This is a genomic window from Promicromonospora sp. NPDC059942 (assembly GCF_042731755.1).
Classification (GTDB): domain Bacteria; phylum Actinomycetota; class Actinomycetes; order Actinomycetales; family Cellulomonadaceae; genus Promicromonospora.
In genome coordinates, this window is sequence record NZ_JBHWLR010000005.1 from 369,593 (window position 1) to 390,197 (window position 20,605).

At 74.4% G+C, this 20,605-nt stretch carries 20 protein-coding genes; 2 read left to right on the forward strand and 18 right to left on the reverse strand.

Going from position 1 to position 20,605, the window contains the following annotated elements; genetic code table 11:
• Nucleotides 1-15: 15 nt before the first annotated feature.
• A complete protein-coding gene (locus tag ACFV9Q_RS11045; RefSeq protein ID WP_377234448.1) occupies nt 16-474 on the reverse strand; it encodes a MarR family winged helix-turn-helix transcriptional regulator in 459 nt (152 codons plus the stop codon).
• A gap of 89 nt (nt 475-563) precedes the next feature.
• Between ACFV9Q_RS11045 and ACFV9Q_RS11050 the strand changes: the two genes are divergently transcribed.
• Nucleotides 564-2,030 carry a multicopper oxidase family protein gene (locus tag ACFV9Q_RS11050; protein WP_377234449.1) on the forward strand — a complete coding sequence of 489 codons (1,467 nt, stop codon included), beginning with the start codon at nt 564-566 and terminating at the stop codon, nt 2,028-2,030.
• A 5-nt stretch (nt 2,031-2,035) separates the two neighbouring features.
• Here the strand turns inward: ACFV9Q_RS11050 and ACFV9Q_RS11055 are convergent, their stop codons facing one another.
• From ACFV9Q_RS11055 to ACFV9Q_RS11090, 8 genes are all read right to left on the reverse strand, one after another.
• Nucleotides 2,036-2,791: a cytochrome d ubiquinol oxidase subunit II gene (locus ACFV9Q_RS11055; RefSeq protein WP_377234450.1), complete on the reverse strand. Its 756-nt coding sequence runs from the start codon at nt 2,789-2,791 to the stop codon at nt 2,036-2,038.
• A complete protein-coding gene (locus ACFV9Q_RS11060; protein ID WP_377234451.1) occupies nt 2,788-4,095 on the reverse strand; it encodes a cytochrome ubiquinol oxidase subunit I in 1,308 nt (435 codons plus the stop codon). The genes ACFV9Q_RS11055 and ACFV9Q_RS11060 overlap by 4 nt, the downstream gene beginning before the upstream one ends.
• 98 nt (nt 4,096-4,193) lie before the next feature.
• Nucleotides 4,194-4,778, reverse strand: coding sequence for an NTP transferase domain-containing protein (locus ACFV9Q_RS11065; RefSeq protein ID WP_377234452.1), 585 nt, complete (start codon nt 4,776-4,778; stop codon nt 4,194-4,196).
• Between the two features lie 3 nt (nt 4,779-4,781).
• Entirely contained in the window at nt 4,782-5,603 is an 822-nt protein-coding gene (locus ACFV9Q_RS11070; protein WP_377234453.1) for an ABC transporter permease, read from the reverse strand.
• Nucleotides 5,600-6,382, reverse strand: coding sequence for an ABC transporter permease (locus ACFV9Q_RS11075; protein WP_377234454.1), 783 nt, complete (start codon nt 6,380-6,382; stop codon nt 5,600-5,602). Before ACFV9Q_RS11075 ends, ACFV9Q_RS11070 begins: the two co-directional genes overlap by 4 nt.
• The gene (locus ACFV9Q_RS11080; protein ID WP_377234455.1) at nt 6,375-7,205 is read right to left on the reverse strand and encodes an ABC transporter ATP-binding protein; all 831 of its coding nucleotides are present in this window, start codon (nt 7,203-7,205) and stop codon (nt 6,375-6,377) included. Before ACFV9Q_RS11080 ends, ACFV9Q_RS11075 begins: the two co-directional genes overlap by 8 nt.
• A 2-nt stretch (nt 7,206-7,207) precedes the next feature.
• Nucleotides 7,208-8,254, reverse strand: a complete 1,047-nt coding sequence (locus ACFV9Q_RS11085) for an ABC transporter substrate-binding protein (protein ID WP_377234456.1) — start codon at nt 8,252-8,254, stop codon at nt 7,208-7,210.
• Between the two features lie 147 nt (nt 8,255-8,401).
• Complete coding sequence (locus ACFV9Q_RS11090; protein WP_377234457.1) at nt 8,402-8,920, reverse strand: nucleoside deaminase; 519 nt, start codon at nt 8,918-8,920, stop codon at nt 8,402-8,404.
• Between the two features lie 192 nt (nt 8,921-9,112).
• Here ACFV9Q_RS11090 and ACFV9Q_RS11095 point away from each other — a divergent pair, with 192 nt between their 5' ends.
• Nucleotides 9,113-10,192: a DUF2332 domain-containing protein gene (locus ACFV9Q_RS11095; RefSeq protein ID WP_377234458.1), complete on the forward strand. Its 1,080-nt coding sequence runs from the start codon at nt 9,113-9,115 to the stop codon at nt 10,190-10,192.
• Here the strand turns inward: ACFV9Q_RS11095 and ACFV9Q_RS11100 are convergent.
• Genes ACFV9Q_RS11100 through uraD form a run of 9 tightly spaced genes read right to left on the reverse strand, consistent with a single transcriptional unit; the run spans nt 10,155 to nt 20,481 of the window.
• Complete coding sequence (locus tag ACFV9Q_RS11100) at nt 10,155-12,995, reverse strand: molybdopterin-dependent oxidoreductase (RefSeq protein ID WP_377234459.1); 2,841 nt, start codon at nt 12,993-12,995, stop codon at nt 10,155-10,157. The two genes, ACFV9Q_RS11095 and ACFV9Q_RS11100, sit on opposite strands and share 38 nt — an antisense overlap.
• Nucleotides 12,992-13,915, reverse strand: coding sequence for an FAD binding domain-containing protein (locus ACFV9Q_RS11105; RefSeq protein ID WP_377234460.1), 924 nt, complete (start codon nt 13,913-13,915; stop codon nt 12,992-12,994). Before ACFV9Q_RS11105 ends, ACFV9Q_RS11100 begins: the two co-directional genes overlap by 4 nt.
• Nucleotides 13,896-14,732 (reverse strand): MurR/RpiR family transcriptional regulator, encoded by an 837-nt coding sequence (locus tag ACFV9Q_RS11110; protein ID WP_377234461.1) that lies wholly within the window; start codon nt 14,730-14,732, stop codon nt 13,896-13,898. Before ACFV9Q_RS11110 ends, ACFV9Q_RS11105 begins: the two co-directional genes overlap by 20 nt.
• Nucleotides 14,729-15,988 carry an allantoate amidohydrolase gene (locus ACFV9Q_RS11115; RefSeq protein ID WP_377234462.1) on the reverse strand — a complete coding sequence of 420 codons (1,260 nt, stop codon included), beginning with the start codon at nt 15,986-15,988 and terminating at the stop codon, nt 14,729-14,731. Before ACFV9Q_RS11115 ends, ACFV9Q_RS11110 begins: the two co-directional genes overlap by 4 nt.
• The gene (locus ACFV9Q_RS11120) at nt 15,985-17,298 is read right to left on the reverse strand and encodes a pyridoxal-phosphate-dependent aminotransferase family protein (protein WP_377234463.1); all 1,314 of its coding nucleotides are present in this window, start codon (nt 17,296-17,298) and stop codon (nt 15,985-15,987) included. The genes ACFV9Q_RS11115 and ACFV9Q_RS11120 overlap by 4 nt, the downstream gene beginning before the upstream one ends.
• Complete coding sequence (gene allB, locus ACFV9Q_RS11125; protein ID WP_377234464.1) at nt 17,295-18,710, reverse strand: allantoinase AllB; 1,416 nt, start codon at nt 18,708-18,710, stop codon at nt 17,295-17,297. Before allB ends, ACFV9Q_RS11120 begins: the two co-directional genes overlap by 4 nt.
• A complete protein-coding gene (pucL, locus tag ACFV9Q_RS11130) occupies nt 18,707-19,648 on the reverse strand; it encodes a factor-independent urate hydroxylase (protein WP_377234465.1) in 942 nt (313 codons plus the stop codon). The genes allB and pucL overlap by 4 nt, the downstream gene beginning before the upstream one ends.
• Entirely contained in the window at nt 19,649-19,942 is a 294-nt protein-coding gene (locus ACFV9Q_RS11135) for a hydroxyisourate hydrolase (RefSeq protein ID WP_377234466.1), read from the reverse strand. It abuts the gene before it with no gap.
• Nucleotides 19,939-20,481, reverse strand: a complete 543-nt coding sequence (gene uraD / locus ACFV9Q_RS11140; protein ID WP_377234467.1) for a 2-oxo-4-hydroxy-4-carboxy-5-ureidoimidazoline decarboxylase — start codon at nt 20,479-20,481, stop codon at nt 19,939-19,941. The genes ACFV9Q_RS11135 and uraD overlap by 4 nt, the downstream gene beginning before the upstream one ends.
• Nucleotides 20,482-20,605: the final 124 nt, after the last annotated feature.

Here is a 20,605-nt window from a genome sequence, read left to right on the forward strand (position 1 = left end):
CCGGCATCCGAGCGCTCAACGTGGCGAAATGTCCCCTTGGTGAGCATCGGAATCGGGTCCGCGGGACGTCAGCCGGTCGAGGAACCGGGCGATCGTCTCGACCTCGTCCGGCGTGCACCCCGACAGCGCCCGGTCCACCCGTTCGGACTGCTGCCGGTACTGGTCGGTGACCGCGGCGAGCCGCTCCTGGTCGACCTCGACCCCCAGGCTGCGCCGGTCGACGTCCGACCTGCGACGGCGCACGTACCCGGCGCTCTCCAGCCGGCCGACCAGACGCGTGACCGACGACCGGGGCAGGCGCATCGCGTCCGCGAGCGCCGACGGCGTCATCCGCCCGCCGGCCATCGCGACGAGGCTGAGCGCCTGGAGGTCGATCACATGCAGGCCGAGGCGGGGCGCCACCTCGTGGTTGCGCAGCACGCCGCCCGTGATGAGGGCGCGGATGCCGTGCTCGATGCGCTCTTTCGTTGACATGGTTCCCACACCCCCGGATAGTTCCATTTCGGAATTACTATGGACCCCCGGAGGGGCCCTGGCAATCGTGCCGAGCGGACGGAGCAGGGATGCTGAAGATAGGTCGCCGGGAGTTCCTGGGGCTGGCCGCCGTGGGAGCGGCGTCCCTCGTGCTGACCTCGTGCGCGTCGGGCGGGACGGCGACGGAACCCGACCGCCCGTGGCAGCCGCTCGGCCCGCTCCGGATCCCGGACGAGCTGCGCGCGGACGGCGGCGTCTTCCGGCTCACGGTCCAGCAGGGCACCAGCGAGATCCTGCCGGGCACGCGGACGCCGACCTGGGGCGTCAACGGCCCGTTCCTCGGTCCCACGCTGCGCATGCGCACGGGCGACGCGGTGCGGATGGCGGTGACCAACGACCTCCCCGAGGTCACGACCATGCACTGGCACGGCATGCACCTGCCCGCGAAGATGGACGGCGGCCCGCACCAGCCGATCGAGCCCGGCACCACCTGGGAGCCGTCCTGGACGGTCCGGAACACGGCCGCGACGCTCTGGTACCACCCGCACGCGCACGGGGCCACGGCGCAGCAGGTGTTCAAGGGCGTCGCGGGGATGATCATCGTCGACGACGACGCCGCGGACGCCGTCGGGCTGCCCCACGAGTACGGCGTGGACGACATCCCCTGCATCCTGCAGGACCGCACCGTCGAGGACGACGGCGAGATGCCCTTCGACACCGAGCCGAACTTCGGCCAGATGGGCACGGAGATCCTCGTCAACGGCACGATGGGCGCGTACCTGGAGGTCGCGCGGACCACGGTCCGGTTCCGTTTCCTGAACGGGTCGAACGCCCGCGTCTACCACCTGGGCTTCGCCGACGACCGTGAGCTCACCCTGGTCGCGACCGACCAGGGGCTAGTGCCCGAGCCGGTGCGGCTGAAGCGGTTCGCGCTCGGTCCGGGCGAGCGGGCCGAGGTCGTCGCGGAGCTCGAGCCGGGCGAGCGGGTCCGGCTGACGACGACGGCCGGGGAGGGCCGGGTGGACCAGGGCACCTTCCCGGTGCTGGAGCTCAGGGTGGCCGACGACGCCGCGCGGGGCGCGGCGGTGCCGGCCGAGCTGCCGGGGGCCGCCCCGCTGGACGCCCCCGCGGACGCCACGGTCCGCACCTTCAAGCTGCAGGGCCACGACGAGATCAACGGGCGCGGCGCGGACATGACCCGGGTCGACGAGGTGGTGCCGGCGGGCGCGCGGGAGGTGTGGGAGGTCACGAACACCGTCTACGCCCACAACTTCCATGTCCACGGCTGCGCGTTCACGCTGCTGGACCGGAACGGCGCCCCGGGCGAGGCGTGGGAGACCGGCCAGAAGGACACGGTCCACCTGCCCGAGAAGTCGACGGTGCGGCTGGCCGTGCAGTTCGGCCCCGAGACGGACCCGACGAGCCCGTACATGTACCACTGCCACATCCTGCGCCACGAGGACGACGGGATGATGGGCCAGTTCGTCGTCGTAGAGCCGGGCACGGAGGACTCGACGCCGCGGGTGCTGGAGGCCATGGGCCACATGAGCCACTGACGCCGTCAGAAGAAGAGCGTGTCCCGGCGGTCCAGCGGCCGGGACACGAGCCACCAGGCGGCCACCTGGAGCACGAGGACCAGCGGGAGCACCACCAGCGCGACGATGCCGAGCGCCGCCATCGTCTCCTCGGAGACCGCGCCGCCGACGAGCCGCGGCCAGGCCGCGATCGCCGTGCCGACGACCGGGGCGGCGATCATCACCGACGTGACGGCCACCGGCAGCGGACCGGTGCGGCGCAGCCGCCACGCGACCAGGGCGTCCCCGTGCAGGCGCGTGACGACGACGGCGGCGATGCCGAGGGCGAGCGCGGCCAGGCCGCTCCCCCAGGCCACGCCGAGCAGCGCGCCCCAGCTCCCGGCCAGCGCGATGCTGGCGACCACGAGCACCACGTCCCACACGTCCCGCCACACGTTGCCCGGGCGCCGGCTGCGCAGCCAGATCGCCGCGTCCCGCAGCGCCCAGGACCCGACGAGCACGAGCGCCACGGGGTACCCGGCACCGAGCAGCTGGGCCTCTGCGTGCGGGAAGACCCCGATCAGCACCCCGAGCGCCGCCACGAGCCACACCTCGCCCGGCAGCAGGACGGGCCCCACGGCCCCGAGCACGACCCGGCGCTGCGCGGGGTCCCGGCGCCGTTCCTTCCCGTCGGGGCCGCGCTCCTGGAGCAGGGTGGCGCCCGCGCCCTGGACGGCGCCGTCGAGCACCACCCAGCCGACCAGCAGGACGGTCAGGAGCACGCCCCACGCCGCCGCGTTCATCGGGCGCCCTCGGGCTCGGGCCCGCCGGAGTGCGTCCCGTCGTCGCGCACCCCGTCGTCGGGCGCGCCGAACCGGAGCAGCACCTCGTCGTCCGCGCCGTCGTCCCGCAGGACGTCGCCCGGGGCGGCGCCCAGGACGAGCCGGTCGGTCCCCGCGCGGGCCAGCCGGCTCAGCACCCACCAGTCGAGCACCGCGAGCGTGACCATGAGCCCGACGAGCAGCACGAGCGAGGCCAGGACGGCGCGCGTGGACTGGTCGGAGGTCACCTCGTCGACCCGCAGCACCCCCTGGACGACCCAGGGCTGCCGCCCCAGCTCGCGCACGAGCCAGCCCGCGAGCCCCACGAGGAACGGCAGGGGCAGCAGGGCCGTGAGCAGCACGTACAGGGCGCGGCGGCCCCGCATGCGGAAGAGGGCGCCCGCGATGAGCAGCAGGGGGAGCACGAGGGCGCCGAGGAAGACGAGGTCGGCGCTGCGCATCATGACCTCGAGGAGCACGCCCACGGCGGGGCTCTGGTCGAAGCCGCCCTCGATGTAGCCGAACTGCGCGTAGCCGAAACCCTGGGCGAACAGCACGCCGACGACGCCGGTCCAGATGCCGGCCCGCATCGAGCGCCGCCACAGGTCCTCGTCGGGGCCGGCCGGCAGGCGCAGGCCGCCGCCCGTGCGCCGCAGGTGCCACGCCGAGACGCCGACGAGCACGAACCCGCCGGCCATGAGGCAGGCGCCCACCACGTGCAGGCCGGACAGGAGCGCCGCGGGGTTGGTGACCAGGGCGCCGACGTCCGTGATGCGGGCGACCTGCTCGCCGGGCGGGCCCTCCAGCGCGTACCCGAGGGGGTTGCGCAGGAACCCGTTGGCCACCATCACGGCGAACGCCGAGGCGTACCCGGTGAGCACCACGGCCCAGAAGATCGCGGCGTGCAGCGCCCGCGGGATCAGGTGCCAGCCGAACACCCACAGGCCGAGCAGGGTGGACTCCAGGAAGAACGCGGCGAGGGTCTCCACGGCCAGCGGCGCGCCGAAGACCTCGCCGGCGACGTCGAGCAGGCCGGGGAAGTGCAGGCCGAACTGGAGCTCCAGCACGATCCCGGCGGCGATGCCGAGCGCGTAGTTGACGAGGTAGATCTGCCCCCAGAACCGGGTGGCGTTCTCGAAGACGACGGCGCGGTCGCCCGAGGCGCGGGCCCAGCGCGTGTTGAAGATCGCCACGACGGGACCGAGCCCGAGCGTGAGCAGCACGAAGAGGAAATGCACTGCGGCGAGCAGTGCGAACTGCAGGCGGGCGAGTTCCGTGGCCTCCACGTTCCCGAGACTACGTAGCCGAACCGGTCGCGGCGACAGGATTCGGGCAGGACCGGGGAAAGGTCAGGGATGACCCCTAGCCCGAGGTGGGGCTGGCCCTACCTCCGGTCGACGTCGTCGCCGCCGCCCAGGTCGGTGCAGTCGATGCCGACGGCGCCGTGCGCCAGCAGGTACTGCCCGGCGCCGCTGTCCCCACGCACGGAGCCCGCGAGCGCCGCCCAGTGCTCGCGGCCCAGCAGCACGGGGTGCCCGGGGCGGCCGTCGTAGGTGGCCCGCGCGAGGGCGTGGCGGGCGGCGTCGGGCTCGTCGAACGGCTTCAGCACGCGGCGCACGGAGTCGGCGCGGAGGCCGGGCAGGTCCACGAGGGAGACGACGGCGACGTCGGCCCCCGTGTCCTGGGCGGAGGCGAGGCCGGTGCGCAGCGAGGCCGCCAGCCCGCTCTCCCACTCATCGGCGACGACGGGCCGCGCGTCGGCGAGCGCCAGCCGCTCCGCCTCGTCGGCCCGCGCGCCGAGCACCACGACGACGTCGGCGCACCCGCCGTCGACCAGGGCCTGGCAGGCGAGCTCGAGCCAGGGCGTGCCGCCGTCGGACCGGGCGAGCGCCTTGGGCATGCCGAACCGGGTGCCGGCGCCGGCCGCGAGCACGATGCCGACCGCCGTGGTGCCGTACCTGCCGTCCATGGATCAGCTCCGTCCGTATCGGGCGAGGACGAACGACTCGATGATCTGCGCCGCCAGGTAGAGCACGAGCGACGCGAGCGTGACCACCAGGACGCACGCCCACACGAGGTTGTTCTCGGACCGTCCTACCGCGTTGACCACCATGCTGCCGATTCCCTCGCCGGTGATCAGCCACTCCGCCAGCAGCGCGCCCGTGATGGCGCCGGGCACGGAGATCCGGACCGAGGCGAACAGCGCGGGCAGCGCCGAGGGAAAGGCGACCCGGAACAGCAGGGCCACCGGCCCGCCACCGTACACGTGCACGACGTCGGTCAGCTGCGCGGACACGGAGCGCAGCCCCTGCACGATGTTCACGAGCGCGGGGAACAGCACCACGATGCCGGAGACCACCGCCACTCGCACCACCTCGTCGGTGAACAGCAGGCGGATGATCGGGGTGAGCGCGATGAGCGGCACGGCGCGCAGGATCAGGGCGACCGGCATGACGGCGGTCTCCACGGGCCGGGACAGCACGATGAGGGCCGCCGCGAGCGTCGCGGCGAGCATGCCGGCGACGAAGCCGAGGGCGGCGTCGGCGAGCGTGACCCCGAGGCCGGCGAGGATCTGCGCGCGGGTGGCCGCGGCGTCGTCGGCCGTGAATAGGAACTCGTAGACCTCGGCGGGTCCCTTGGCGACGAACGTGTTGTCGACCAGCGCCACGGAGACGACCCACACGACCGTGAGGACTGCCGCCATGAGCAGCGCCGTGGCCACCGCCCGGCCGAGGCCGGCGGCGAGGGCCCGTCCGGCGCCCCCGCGGGCCGGACCCGTCGTGACCTCGCTCATCGTCGTCCCCCTCCGGTCGACCACGGCACCGCGACCCGGCCCAGCAGGCCGAACGCGGCGTACCCGATACCTGCCACCAGGGCGCAGGCGAACATGATGCCCCAGGCGCGCTCCACCATGAGGCCCTGGCCGGCGGCGATGAGTGCAGGCCCGACGCCGCGGTCCACGCCGCCGATGTACTCGCCCAGGATCGCCCCGAGGAACGCGGCCGGGGCGGCGATCTTGAGGGCGCTGACGATCTCCGGCAGCGCGGACACGAGCTGGACCGTGACGAGCTGGCGCCAGCGGCCGCCGCCGTAGACGCGCACCACGTCGAGCGCGGCGCGGTCGGCGGACCGGAAGCCGAGCACGGCCCCGACGACGGTCGTGAAGAACACCGACAGGGCCGCCAGGACGACCGCCGTGGGCGACGGGTCGCCCGGGTCCGGCGGGCCGAGCACGATGTAGAGGATCGGCAGGATCGCGATGGTCGGCACGCAGTAGCTGATCACCGCGACCTGCGAGATCACGGGCTCCAGCCGCGGTGTGAGCAGCACGAGGGCCGCGAGCACGAGCGCCAGGCCGTTGCCCCACGCGAACCCGATCAGCGCCTCGACCACGGTGCCGCCGAAGTTGTTCGCGTAGAACGCCCAGCCGTCGGCGGCGTACTGGCGCAGCACGCCGGGCGGCGTCGGCATGGACGAGCCGTCGAATACGGTGACCGCGAGCAGCCACCACAGCGCCACCAGGCCGGCCAGGCCCACCGCTCCGCCGAGCCAGGTGCGGGCGCGGTCAGGCATCGTCGTCGGCCGTGAACAGGAGCTCCGAGGCCCGGTCGTGCAGCGCGTGGAACTCGGGGGTGCGCATCATCTCCGGCAGGCGCGGGCGCGGCAGGTCCACCTCGATGACCTCCTTGATCCGGCCGGGCCGCGGGCTCATGACCGCCACCTGGTCGGACAGGAAGATCGCCTCCGAGATGCCGTGCGTGACCATGAGGGTGGTGGCCGGCTTCTCGGTCCAGATCCGCAGCAGCTCCAGGTTCAGGCGCTGGCGGGTCATGTCGTCGAGCGCCCCGAACGGCTCGTCGAGCAGCAGCACGGAGGGCTTGACCACCAGGGCGCGGGCGATCGACACGCGCTGGCGCATGCCGCCCGAGAGCTGCGCGGGCCGCGCCTTCTCGAAGCCGCTCAGGCCGACCAGCCGGATGAGCTCGGCCACCAGCTCGTGGTCCACGGGCTGCCCCGAGACCTGGAACGGGAGGCGCAGGTTGGACTCGACCGACCGCCACGGCAGCAGCGCCGCGTCCTGGAACGCGATGCCGAGCTCGTGCCCGGCACGCAGGCGCGCCGGGTCCTTGCCGTCCACCTTCGCGGTGCCCGACGTCGGCGCCTCCAGCCCCGCGAGGATGCGCAGGATCGTGGACTTGCCGCAGCCGCTCGGGCCCAGGAGCGACAGGAAGCTGCCCTGGTCGGTGTGCAGCGTGACGTCGTCGAGCGCGGTCACCGTGCGGCGGCCGGAGCCGAACGACTTGGACAGGTGCTCGATGTGCAGGCCGGTGCCGGCCCCGCCCTCCGGGGCGGGACCGGCACCGGTCGGGACCTCCGTGACGGACTGGTCGGTCACGCTCAGCCCTTGAGCTCGGGCTGCTCGTCCAGCAGCTCGGCCAGGAGCGACAGGTCGAACACGTCCTCCTGGGCGGCGTCGATCCCGGCCGCCTCGAACGTGGCCATGTTCTGCGCCAGGAGCTCGTCGCTGATCGTGAAGATGCCGTTGGCGGCCGTCTCGTCGGTGTTGATCAGCTCCTCGCACTGGATCGTGTTCTGCTCGACCTCCTTGGCCAGGTCGAGGTCCTGGTCCGCGCCGTACTCCTCGACGGCCAGCCGCGCGCCCTCCTCCAGGTCGGCGCAGGCGTCGGTCCAGCCCTTGATCTCGGCCTCCAGGAACGCCTTGACCACCTCGGGACGCTCGGCGATGGTCTCGTCGGTGGCGATGACCGACTCGGCGACGAACGGCAGGCCGTTGTCCGCGAACAGCAGGTTGGTGACCTCCTCGCCCTGCGACGAGACGATGATCGACTCGTTGGTCACGTATGCGAGGAACCCGTCGACCTCGCCGTTGACCAGGGGCTGCGGGTCGTACTGCACGGGCACGATCTCGACGTCGTCCTCGGTGAGGCCGTTGGCCGCCAGGAGCGCGGCGAACAGCAGGCCGTTGCCGCCGTCCTGCACGCCGATCTTCTTGCCCTTGAGGTCCTCGACCGTCTCGATGTCCGCGCCGTCCTTGAGGGACAGGATCGTGAACGGGTTCTTCTGGAACGTGGTGCCGACGATCTTGATGGGCGCGTCCTCGTTCGCCACGACCTGGCCCACGGTGACGGCGTTGGTCAGGCCGAAGTCGGCCTTGCCGGAGGCAACCAGGTTCTCCGTCGCGCCGGGGCCCGCGTTGAACGTGACGTCGCCGAAGCCGGCGTCCGCGTAGTAGCCCTTGCTGTCCGCCATGAACTCTCCGGCGAACTCGGCGTTCTTGATCCACGAGAGCTGGACCGTGAGGTCGCCCAGGCCCTCCCCCTCGGCGGGGGCGTCGTCGCCGGAACCGCAGGCCGCGAGAGCGAGCGAGGCGGCGGCCGCGACGGCCGTCAGGCGCAGCGCGCGCCCAGGACGGGAAAGCATCATGAGTGGTTCTCCTGGTGTGCTGGGTGCGCGGACGAAACCCGCGTCTCGTTGCCCAGGACGCTAGGGACCTGCGGTTTCACGCCTCACGTCGGCCGGTTACACGGCCGTTAAACGTGCCGCCGCACCGGGTGAACCGTTGCGCGCGCGTCAGTACGGGACGCGCGTGGTGTGCACGCGCCAGGCCTCGAAGGGCTCCCCGGCCCGCTCGATCCGGTGCTCGACGACGGGGTTGGGCCACGTCGCCCGGTCACGGTCGAGCAGCTCGTAGAACTCGCGGTCGTCGAAGCCCGCCCGCTCGGCGTCGTGCCGGTCCGCGGCGAACACCACGCGGTCCACCCGGGCCCAGAGCGCCGCGGAGAGACACAGCGGGCACGGCTCGCACGAGGCGTACAGCGTGGTCCCGGCGAGCGAGAACGTGCCGAGCTCCTGGCAGGCCGCCCGGATCGCCACCACCTCGGCGTGTGCCGTGGGGTCGAGGTCCCGGGTCACGCGGTTGCCGGCGGCCGCGACCTCGACGCCGTCGCGCACGACGACGGCCCCGAAGGGGCCACCGCCGTCGGCCACGTTCCGGGACGCGACCTCGACGGCGCGGGCGAGCCACGCGGCGTCCTCGGGGCTGACGGCTGTCCGGGACGTGGTGTCGGAGGACTGGTGAGGGCTGGTCACCCTTCGATGCTCGCACCGCTGCGTTTCACTGGCGTTCCGAGGAGGTCACCTGATCGAAACGTCTGTTTCGCCCGCTTGGGGTGCGTCGGCGTTCCGTCGAGATCGGTCGGTCGCATCGAGATCGGTCGGTCGATGGACCGATCTCGACGCAAGGGACCGATCTCGCAGCGGGGCCCCGCTAGCGTGTGCCGCATGGACACCGCCGCCGTCTACCGGCATTTCGCCGGGAGCCAGGCCCGCAACGGCGGCTCCCCCACCTACGAGGACTGGGCGCTCGGCGTCGCCGGCGACCCGGAGGTGTGCGCGCTGCTCGACACCCTGCCGGAACCCAAGCGGCAGCCCAACCTGCTGTTCGCGGCCGCGCGGCTGGTCGGCGCGCCGACGGGCGGCTGGGCCGGGGTGCGGTCCTGGCTTGCGGCCGCCTGGCCCGACGTCGAGCACGAGATGCGGACCCGGGCCACGCAGACCAACGAGCCCCGGCGCTGCGCGACGCTCGTGCCCACGCTGGCGGCGATCGACGGGCCGGTCGCACTCGTCGAGGTGGGCGCGTCCGCCGGGCTGTGCCTCTACCCCGACCGGTACTCCTACCTGTACACGACGCCCGACGGCGTCCGCACCCGGCTCGACCCGGCCGACGGCCCGAGCGAGGTGCTGCTCCCGTGCGACATCGAGGGGCCGGCCGCCGCCGGGGTGCCCAGTGCTGTCGCGGGGCCGGTCCCCGCCCGGCTGCCCGGCGCTGTCGCGGGGCCGGTCCCCGCCCGGCTGCCCGGTGCCGACGCGGGGCCGGTCCCCGCCCGGCTGCCCGACGTCGTGTGGCGCGCCGGCCTCGACCTCAACCCGCTGGACGTGCGCGACCCGGACGACCTGGCCTGGCTGGAGGCGCTCGTCTGGCCCGAGCACGCCGACCGCGTCGAGACACTGCGCGCGGCCGCCCGGGTCGTCGCTGCCGACCCGCCGCACCTGGTGCGAGGCGACCTGCTGAGCGGCGTCGAAGACCTGGTCGCCGCCGCGCCCGCCGAGGCCACCGTGGTGGTGCAGAACTCGGCGGTGCTCTACTACCTGACGGCCGCCGAGCTGGCGGAGTTCACCGGCACGATGGAGCGCCTGCGGCGCACGCGCGGCGTCGTCTGGCTGAGCAACGAGGGCTGGACCGTGCTGCCCGACGTCGCGGCCCGGCTCCCCGCGGGCCTCTCGCCCCAGTTCATCTTGGCCCGGGACGGCCGGCCGGTAGCGCTCACCGACCCGCACGGCCGGTCGGTGCGGCTGCTGTAGCGGCCGACCCGGCCAGCCCTGCCGAGCCGGCCGACCCCGCCGCTCCGGCTGGGCCGAGCAGGCGCCACAGCCGGTCGGGCTGCATCGGCAGGTCGCGGGGGCGGACGCCGGTCGCGTCGGCGATCGCGTTCGCCAGCGCGGGGGCGACGGGGTTGTAGGGCGCCTCGCTCATCGACTTGGCGCCCCGGGGCCCGAGGCGGTCCACCGTGTCGGCGAACAGCACCTCGGTGGGCGGCACGTCCGCGACCTGCGGCACCCGGTAGTGGCGCAGCCGGTCGGTGACCACCACGCCGTCGCGCACCACCATGCGCTCCGTCATCGCCGTGCCGATGGCCTGGGCCACGCCGCCCTCGATCTGCCCACGGAGCTGCTCGGGGTTGATCACGACGCCGGCGTCGGCCGCCTGCACCGACTGCAGGATCCGAACCCGGCCGGTCTCCCGCTGCACGCCCACCCGGAACCCGTGCACGTTGAACGCGACAGACCGAGGCGAACCGTCATGCGTAGCCTCGCCAACCAACCCAACCCCCACCCGCTGAGTGCTGGCTATTTGCGCATTCGAATCGTTTTCAGGGCGCAGATAGCCAGCACTCAACAGCTTGGTGCGGAGCGTGGCGGCCGCGCGGGCTACCGCCAGGCCCGCTACGACCGAGCCCGCCGAGCCGAAGGCGCCCGTGTCGTAGCCGGACGTCGCCGTGTCCGACGGGCGCACGCGCACCCGGTCGACCGGCACGCCGAGCTCCGTCGCGGCGAGCTGCGCGTGGACCGTCGTGGTGCCGTTGCCGAACTCGGCGGTGCCGACGTCGACCACGAAGTCGCCGTCCTCCGCGACCGTGACCCGCGCGTGCGTGTAGTGCCCGCGCGGCGGGATGGTCGCGATCATCGCGAGCGCCACCCCGCGCCCCTCGACCCAGCCCTCCGGGACCGCCTCGCCCCGGCCCGAGGCCAGCGCGTCCTCGACGAGGTCGAGGCACTGGTCCAGCCCGTAGGACCCGTACTCCAGGTCGCCGTCCACCGGTTGCCCGACGACGAACGGGTCGCCGGGGCGGATGACGTTGCGGCGGCGCAGCTCGACCGGGTCGATGTCCAGCCGTGCGGCGAGCTCGTCGAGCGCGCCCTCGATCGCGAACTGCACCTGCCCCAGCCCGTACCCGCGGAACGCCCCGGACGGCACGTTGTTCGTGTAGACCGACTCGGCGTCGACGCGCTTGTTCGGCGCGCGGTACACGGCCATGGACTCGTGCACGCCGTGGAACAGCACGCCGGGCGCGTGGTTGCCGTAGGCGCCGGTGTCGGCCAGGACGTCGATCGCGAGCGCCGTCAGCTCGCCGGTCGCGGACGCCCCGGCGCGCACCGTGACGCGGAACGGGTGCCGGCACGGCACGGTCGTGAACTGCTGCTCGCGCGTGAGCTCCCACTGCACGGGCCGCCGGGTGCGCAGGGTCGCGAGCGCCACGACGTCCTCGACGAGCAGCTCCTGCTTGCCCCCGAACCCGCCGCCCACGCGTCCCGCGACCACGCGGACGCGGTCCTGCGGCAGGTCCAGGAGCCGCGCGAGCTCGTCGCGCACGAGGAACGGCACCTGCGTGGAGGTGCGCACGTGCAGCACGTCGCCCTCCGTTCCGGTGCGGTCCGCGTCAGGTCCCGGCTCCAGCCAGGCCCGCGCGCCGTGGGTCTCCAGGGCGACGTGGTTGACGCGCCCCGTGGTCCAGGTGCCCGTCACGGTCGCCGCCGACGCCGCGAGCGCCGCCTCGACGCCGGGCTGCCCCGGTTCGGCGTGCTCCTCGTGGATCTGGACGACGACGTTGCGGCCCGCCTCCGCGACGCGGTGCTCGGCGGGCGTCTTGTCCGGGTGCAGCAGGGGCGCGCCCGGGCTCCGGGCAGCCTCGGGCTCGAAGACGGCGGGCAGCACCTCGTACTCGACCTCCACCAGGCCGAGCGCGGCGCGCGCCTGCCGGGGCGTCTCGGCGACGGCGACGGCGACGCGCTGGCCCACGAACCGCAGCACGGGGTCGAGGATGCGCGTGTCGTCGGGGTCGTCGAGCCGGTTCTGGTGCCGGCCGGTCGAGTAGAGCGTGCCGGGCACGTCCTCGTGCGTGAGCACGAGGTGCACGCCGGGCGCGTCCCGCGCCGTGGTGGCGTCGATGCGCGTGATCCGGGCGTGCGGGTGCGGGCTGCCGAGCACGGCGACGTGCAGCAGGCCGGGCGGCTCGGGCTCGTCCAGGGTGTAGGGCTCGCGGCCGCGCACCACGCGGGCGGCGGCCGGCGCGACGACGGCGCGGCCGAACGCCTGACCCGGCTCCGCCACCTCGGTGTTCACGTGCCCGGCGATGGCGTCGCGGATCGACCGGTACCCGGTGCAGCGGCAGAGGTTGCCCTTGAGCGCCTCGTCCAGGGAGTCGGCGGCCGGGCCGGCGTCGGCGTCGGTCGGTTCCGGTGCGGCGAGACCCGGCGTGCCCGCGACCGTGCACACCATGCCGGCCGTGCAGAACCCGCACTGGAACCCGGCCGCCTGGACGAAGGCGCGCTGCACCGGGTGCAGCTCCTCGGCGTCGGCGTCCGGGTCGCCACCCGGCCCGAAGCGGCCGAGCCCGTTCGCGGTGACCACCTCGGCGTCGACGGCTCGGTGCGCGGGGACCAGGCACGACTGCACCGGGGCGCCGTCGAGCAGCACCGTGCACGCGCCGCAGTCGCCCGCGTCGCAGCCCTTCTTCACGGACGTCGTGCCCTGCTCGCGCAGGTAGGTGCGCAGGCACTGGCCCGGCCGGGGCTCGGCCGTGACGTCGGCGCCGTCGACCCTCATGCTCCGCCGCCCAGCTCGTCGAGCGCCTCGTGCGCCAGGCGCCGGGTCATCGCGGCACGCCAGTCGGCGGTGCCGTGGGTGTCCTCGTACCAGCCGGCCGCGACGTCGACCGAGTCGATCCAGTGGTCCAGCGCGCCGTGGTCGCCCGCCCGCACGAGCTGCGCGTGCGGCACCGGCGTCGACGCCGACACGACGAGCAGCACCCGGCCCGGCCCGGCACCGTCCGGCCCGGCTGCGTCCGACCCCGCACCGCCCGGCAGCGCCCGCCCCGTCACCATGGCCGCCGTCCGACCGGTCGGGGTGAGCGAGGCCCGCCGGAACGCCGTCCGCGCCCCGAGCGCGAGACCCGGCACCCGCACCTCGCGGAGCAGCTCGCCCGGGGCCAGGTCGACCCGGCCCGCGCCCGTGACCAGGTCGGCGACCGGCAGCTCCCGGGAGCCGCCGTCCGGCGTCCAGACGACCGCCCGGGCGTCGAGCGCCACGAACAGCCCGACCATCGACCCGGCAGGCAGGCCGAGCGCCAGGTTGCCGCCGACGGTCGCGGTCCGGGCCACCTTCGCCGACAGCGACAGCGCCGAGACGCACTCCCCCACGATCCCGAGCGCCCGGTACGGCCCCGGCGCACCGGACCGGTCGCCCGCCGGAGCGCCGAGCGAACCCGGCCCGGCCACCAGCTCCGCCAGGGTGCACGTGCCGGCCACCCGCAGCCCGGACCCGTCCACGGACCACGGCTCCCAGCCGAGCCCCATGAGGTCCACGAGGCCGGTCACCCCGGGGCGCACCGGCTCCGAGTACAGGAACGTGCCCCCGCCGAGGAACGCCTCGCCGGGCAGCAGCGCGCAGTCGGCGCGGCTCCGCGCCACCCGCACGGTGTCGATGTCGAGATCCATGGAGCGCAGGTCACCTCTCGTCGATCTCACGCAGCAGCTCGTACCGGGCGTCGATCGCCTCGACGCGCGCGCCCGCACCGTCGAGCACCTCGTGCACCCGGTCGGACAGCATCGCCACGACGCTGACCGGCGCGACCAGCGAGTCGAACGCGCCCTCGGTCGCGATGGGGCACTCGATCCACCAGGTCACGCTGCCGGCGAGGTGCCGCAGGCTGGTGTCGGCGAGCAGCAGCACGCGAACGCCGTCGGCCAGCAGCGACTCGACCATCTCCCCCACCCGGAACGCGTGCCGGCGGATCGAGACCACCACGACGACGTCGTCGGGGCCGAGCCCCACGAGGTCGTCGGCCAGCGACTGGCCGGGGCCGGGTGCCAGGTGCACGCGCCCGCGCACCTGGATCAGGTTGCGGCGGAGCTGGGTCGCGGGGCCGAGCGACCCGCGGCGGCCGACGACCACCACGTCGCGCGCGGTCGCGAGCGCGTCCGCGATCTGGTCGAGCAGGCCGTCGTCGAGCGCCGCGTAGACCTTCTCCAGGTTCTTGACCTCCTGCTCCAGCCGCTCGCGCAGGCCGGGCGACGGGTCGACGGCGATGGGCAGGCCGCGCCCGCGCTGCGTGCGCAGGTCCTCGCGCAGCCCCTCGAAGTCCTCGTAGCCGAGCTTGCGGAACAGCCGGCTCATCGTCGCCTTGGACACCCCCGCCAGGGCGGCGAGCTCCGTGGCGCGGTAGGTCCCGAGGTCGCCGAGGTGGTCGAGCAGGGCGTCCGCGGCACGGCGCTCCTGCGGGGACAGCTCCCGGTAGCCGGCAGCGATCCGGTCCTCGAGCGGGCGGTCCGCGAGCGATGTCATCCGATCTCCTTCGCCAGGGCCAGCACCGCGGCCGTGTAGGCCTCCAGGGCCACGCCCACGTCCGCGGCGTCCACGTGCTCGTCCGGGTGGTGGCTGATCCCGTCGCGACAGCGCAGGAACAGCATGCCCACGTCGGTCACGGCGTCCATCGCCATGCCGTCGTGGCCGGCGGGGCTCCACAGCCCCAGCGGCTCCGACGACGTCGCGGTCGCCTCCGCGATACCCGACGCGACGGCGTCGATCAGCCGCGGGGCGCACGTGGTGGACGGCGCCCGGTGGGTCTCGGCGTGCTCGAACGTGACGCCCCGCGCGGCGGCGATCTCCCGCCCGGCCGCGGCGATCTGGTCCCACAGCGCGTCGCGGCCGGCGTCGGTGCGCCCGCGCAGGTCGAGGGTCAGCTCGGCCCGGCCGGGGATCACGTTGACGGCGCCGGGCTCGACGCGCAGGTCGCCCACGGTGGCGAGGCAGTCGGTCGCCCGGGCCAGCTGCTCGATCCGCGTGACGAGGTGCGCGGCGGCGACCAGCGCGTCCCGGCGTCGGGCGAACGGCGTGCCGCCCGCGTGCCGGGCCTCGCCGGTGACGGTCAGCACGAACCGCCGCGCCCCGGCGATGGTCGTGACGTACCCGAGCGGCAGGCCCTCGGCCTCCAGCACGGGCCCCTGCTCGATGTGCGCCTCCAGGTATCCGACCAGGTCAGCAGGGTTGCGGGCGGCGTCGCCCACGCGGTCCGGGGCCAGGCCGAACCGCAGGAACGCCTCGCGCAGGGTCACGCCGTCGGCGTCCGCCTGGTCCCACCAGGCCGGGTCCCACTGGCCCGACGCCGCGCAGCTCCCGAGCAGCGCCTTGCCGAACCGGGTGCCCTCCTCGTCGGAGAACCCCACGACCTCCAGTGCGAACGGCAGGACCGTGTCGCGCAGCCGGTGCGCGACGGCGATCGCGAGCACCACGCCGAGCATCCCGTCGTAGCGCCCGGCGTCGGGCACGGTGTCGAGGTGGGAGCCGAGCACGAGCGCGGGCTCGCCCGGGGTGGCGGGACGCTGGGGCGTGCCGTCGGCGGCGCGCCGTCCCCAGATGTTCCCGGCGGCGTCGATCTCGGTGTCCAGGCCGGCGTCCAGCATCCAGGCCCGCACCGCGGTGTTGGCGGCGGAGTGCTCGGGCGAGAGGTACACGCGCTCCAGGGCGTCCGGCCGCGCGGAGTGCCGCGTCAGGTCGTCGCACCGGGCCATGACCCACTCGGTGGTGCCGATCTCGGTCACAGGCGTGCCTCCTTCGCGACGACGGCGTCCGTGCCGGTGCCGGTGCCGGTGCCGGTGCCGGTGCTGGGAACCGTGTCGGGAAAGCCGCCGTGGCCCGCGCCGTCGTACGCCGCGAGCGCCGCCGTGACGCCGCCGCCCGCGGGGGCGTGGAACCCGGCCCGGCGCAGCTCGTGCTCCAGGGCCGCGAGCGTGGTCAGGACGGCGTCGCGGCGGGCGTTGAAGCCCATGGTGCCGATGCGCCACACCACGCCGTGCAGGGGGCCGAAGGAGGTGCCGATCTCGATGCCGAAGTCGTCCAGGAGGCCGCCGCGCACGGCGTCGCCGTCCACGCCGTCGGGGATGCGCACGGCGACCACGTTGTGCATCTTGTGCGCGACGTCGCCGAACACCTCCAGGCCCAGCCCGAGCACGCCGGCCAGCATCGCGGCGCCGTGCTGCGCGTGCCGGTCCACGGCCGTGGCCATGCCCTCGGCGACCAGGAGCCGGGCGCACTCGCGCGCGGCGTAGAGCATGGACGTGGCCTCGGTGTGGTGGTTGAGGCGGCGCGGGCCCCAGTACTCCATGATCTGCGCGAGGTCGAGGTAGTTGGACTGGATGGGCACCCCGTGCGGCGCGACGTCGTCCGCGGTCCGGATCCCGGCCTCGACGTGCCGGCGCCGGTCGATCGCGGCCACGGCGGCGGGCGAGAGCGTCACCGGCGCGCTGCCCGACGGGCCGCCCAGGCACTTCTGCAGCCCGGCGGTCGCGGCGTCGATGCCCCACTCGTCGGTGTGGAACGGGTTGCCGCCGAGCGTGGCCGTGGCGTCGACGTACAGCAGCGCGTCGTGCTCGTGCGCGATGCGGCCGAGGTCGGCGAGCGGCTGCGCCATGGTCGTGGAGGTGTCCCCGTGCACGACGGCGAGCAGGCGCGGCCGCACGCGGCGGACGGCGTCCTCGATCTGGTCCGGCGTGAAGACCGTGCCCCACTCGGCCTCGATCGTGTGCACCTCGGCCCCGGCGCGGGCGCCGATCTCGGCGAGCAGGTGCCCGAACCGCCCGAAGACCGGCACGAGCACCCGGTCGCCCGGCTCCAGCAGGGACACGAGCGCCGCCTCGATGCCCGCGCGGGACGTGCCGTCCACGAGCAGCGTCTGCTCGTTGGCGGTGTCCCAGACGGTGCGCCACAGGAGCATGGCCTCGGTCATCGTGTCGGTCATGAACGGGTCGAACTGGCCCACGAGCGGCGCGGCCATGGCGCGCAGGACGCGCGGGTCGGCGTCGACGGGCCCGGGGCCCATCAGGAGACGCGCGGGCGGGTGGATCTGGGTCATGCGGGCCTCCTGAGCAGCGTCCCCCGGCTCACGCCGGCGGCCGCGCGGCCGTCCGGCACGGGCACCACGGCGCCCTGGACCGTCAGGCCGTCGTACGCGCTGATCTTGTTCTTGTGTGCCATCTCGGCGGCGCGGAAGGTGGTGGACGCGTCGGGGTCGTAGACCAGCAGGTCGGCCGCGGCGCCCTCGGCGATGACGCCGCGCGGACGCTTGCCGCGGTCCAGGCCGACGAGCGCGGCGGTGTTCGCCGAGGTCCAGCGGGACACCTCGGACAGGGGCACGCCGCGCCGTCGGGCGGCGTCGGCCAGGGCGAGGAAGCCCGCCTGGAGGCCGGAGATGCCGCCCCAGGCGGCCTGGAGGTCCGTCTCGCCGGGCCGGCTGCCGCCGGACTTCTCCTCGGCGGTGGCCGGCGAGTGGTCGCTGACCACGGAGTCGATGATCCCCGCGCGCAGCCCGTCCCAGAGGGCGTCCTGGTTGCCGCGGTCGCGGATGGGCGGGCAGCACTTGAACGCGGCGTCGCCGTCGGGCACGTGCTCGGCGTCCAGCACCAGGTAGTGGTGGCAGGTCTCGACGGTGACGGGCAGCCCCTCGTCCTTCGCCTCCTGCAGCAGGTCCAGCGCCCGCGCGGACGACAGGTGCAGCACGTGGGTGGGTGTGCCCGTCTCGCGGACGGCGTCGAGCAGCCCGGCGATCGCCGTCGTCTCCGCGTCGTGGGGGCGGGAGGCCAGGAAGTCCGCGTAGGCGCGGCCGGGCCGGTGCGGCGCCGCCGCGAGCGCCGCCGGGTCCTCGGCGTGGACGATGAGCAGCCCGCCGAACCGGGCGATCCGGTCCATGGCCTTCAGCAGCTCGTCCGGGCCGAGCGGCGGGAACTCGGGCACGCCCGAGTCGGCGAGGAAGCACTTGAACCCGAAGACGCCGGCGTCCCAGAGGGGCTCCAGGTCCTCGACGTTGCCGGGCACCGCGCCGCCCCAGAAGCCGACGTCGCAGAACAGCTCGCCGCGGTCGCGGACGGCCTCGGCCGCGGCACGCTTGGTCTCCAGCGCGGCGACGCTCGTGGTGGGCGGCAGCGAGTTGAGCGGCATGTCCACGATCGTGGTGACGCCGCCGAGCGCGGCGGCGCGGGTCGCGGACGCGAAGCCCTCCCACGCGGTGCGGCCGGGCTCGTTGACGTGCACGTGCGTGTCGACGACGCCAGGCAGCACCACCTTCTCGCCCAGGCGCACCACCTCGGGCGGGGGCTCCGGGGTCGCGCCGAGCACCTCGCCGAACAGGTCGTCGGCGGGCTTCAGCACGGCGTCGGGGTCGCTCGTGCCCCACCACACCTGGTCGATGCGGTCGCCGTCGAGGCGCAGGACGGCGGGGCGCAGCTCGCCCTCGACCAGCACCCGCTCGGACGCGAGGACGATGCTCATACGAACCCTCCGATCGTCGACCACACGGGGTGCTCCGGCCCTGCGTTCTCCGACCGCTGCACGGCCGCCTCGATCAGGCCGTACGGCCGGTCGGCGGCGAAGAACACCTCGCCGGGGTTGTCCAGGCCGAACGGCTCCAGGTCCACCAGGAAGTGGTGGTTGTTGGGGCACGACAGGCGGATCTCGGCGACGTCGTCGAACGCCTCCAGCACGGCGCTGCCCATCGCGTAGACGGACTGCTGCAGGGCCAGGGAGTGCAGCTCGGCGAACGTGCTCAGCAGCAGCCCGCGCACGGCGGTGAACCGCTCGTCGTAGTCCGCCGGGCCGGCGGCCTCGGCGAACGACGCGTCGTACCGCCACCAGGCGGTGACGTCGGTCGCGAGGATGCGGTCGTCGGTCTCGGGGAGCGTCGTGTACCGGTCGCGGGGGAACCCGGAGAACTCCGACCCGGTGGACTTCAGCACGGTGACGTCGCTCAGGCCAGCGAGCACGGCCAGACCGTCGTCGTCGGCGTGCACGAGGGCCGTGCGGCGCTCGGCGGCGCCGCGGACGAACGCGTGGTCGTGGCCCGTCCCGCCGTCGGCCCCTGGTGTGCCCGTCACGGGCGCGCCCGTCGCGATGCGCTCCCAGCCGTACTGCTCCGCACGCCAGCGCCCGCCCGTGACCTGGGGCTCGGCGAGGAAGTGCCGGGCGAGGCGTAGCAGGAACGTCTCCGGCGAGCCGACGCCGTCCCGCGCGAACGCCTGCACGGTGTTCTTCTGCGTGTCGGTGGCGATGACGCCCGTGTTGTCCCCGGTCTCGTGGGTGGCCCGGAAGTCGCCGCGGAGCTGCGAGGTGATGTTCAGGTCGGTGATGCGGTGCCGTGCGGTGTCACGGTCGACGCGCACCAGCCGCACCTCGGCCTTCCCGTACTGGTTGGGCCCCAGGACTATCGACATTCAGCTCCCCCGGTAGGTGGTGTAGGCGAACGGGCTCAGCAGCAGCGCGACGTGCGTGTGCTCGGGTCCGAGCACCACGTCGAGCAGCACCTGCCCGAAGAACGTGTCGCGGCCCTGCGCCGCGAACCAGTCGCCGGCGGCGAACGTCAGGACGTGCCGGCCGGGCGTGACCTCGCCCCAGGCGATACGGCCGTCGTCGTCGGTCACGGCCTGCCGGATGCCCAGGGTGACCGCGAGCCCGGCGGCCGGGAGGCCGCGGGCGGCGTCCAGCACGTGGGTGGAGGCGGTGCTCATGGCGCCACCGCCGGGTCCGGGGTGGCCGGCGCCTCGGCGGGCGCCTCGGTGGTCTCGTCGACGAGGGCCTCCAGCCGCAGCAGGGCGATCTGGCGCAGCTGTTCCGCCGTGACCAGCGCCTCGGCGGCGGGGTCGTTGGCCAGCCGCTCGGTGAGGTTCTCGAGGATCTGCTCCGCGGTGCGGCCCGCCGCCCGGACCAGGAAGATGCGGCCGAACCGCGCCTCGTAGGCGACGTTGCCCTCGGCGATCCGGGCGGCCGTCGCCTCGGCCGCGGTGGGCTGCTCGGTGCGGGACAGCCGCGCCTCGGCGCTGTCCCCCGTGGCACGCTCGCCGATCCGCGGGTGGTGCGCCAGGGCCGCGTCGACTTCGGCGGCCCCCCAGTCCGCGGCCGACCGCATGGCGTGCACCAGCAGCTGGTCCCGGCGCAGGTAGGGGCGGCCGGCCACCACCTCGTCGACCCAGGAGTCGACGTCGGCGCACGGGCGGACCGCCGCCGCGGCGTCGGACGGGGACAGGGCGTTGAACGTCGCGAGGTCCATGAGACAAATCTACGGTTTCAACGCGATTTGCGAGTGGCACACGAGTTTCAGGCCCGTAAATCTTCGCCGACGCCGCCGCTCACGCAGGGTCACGCCGAACGTAGGGTTGATCGGCGCATGAGGC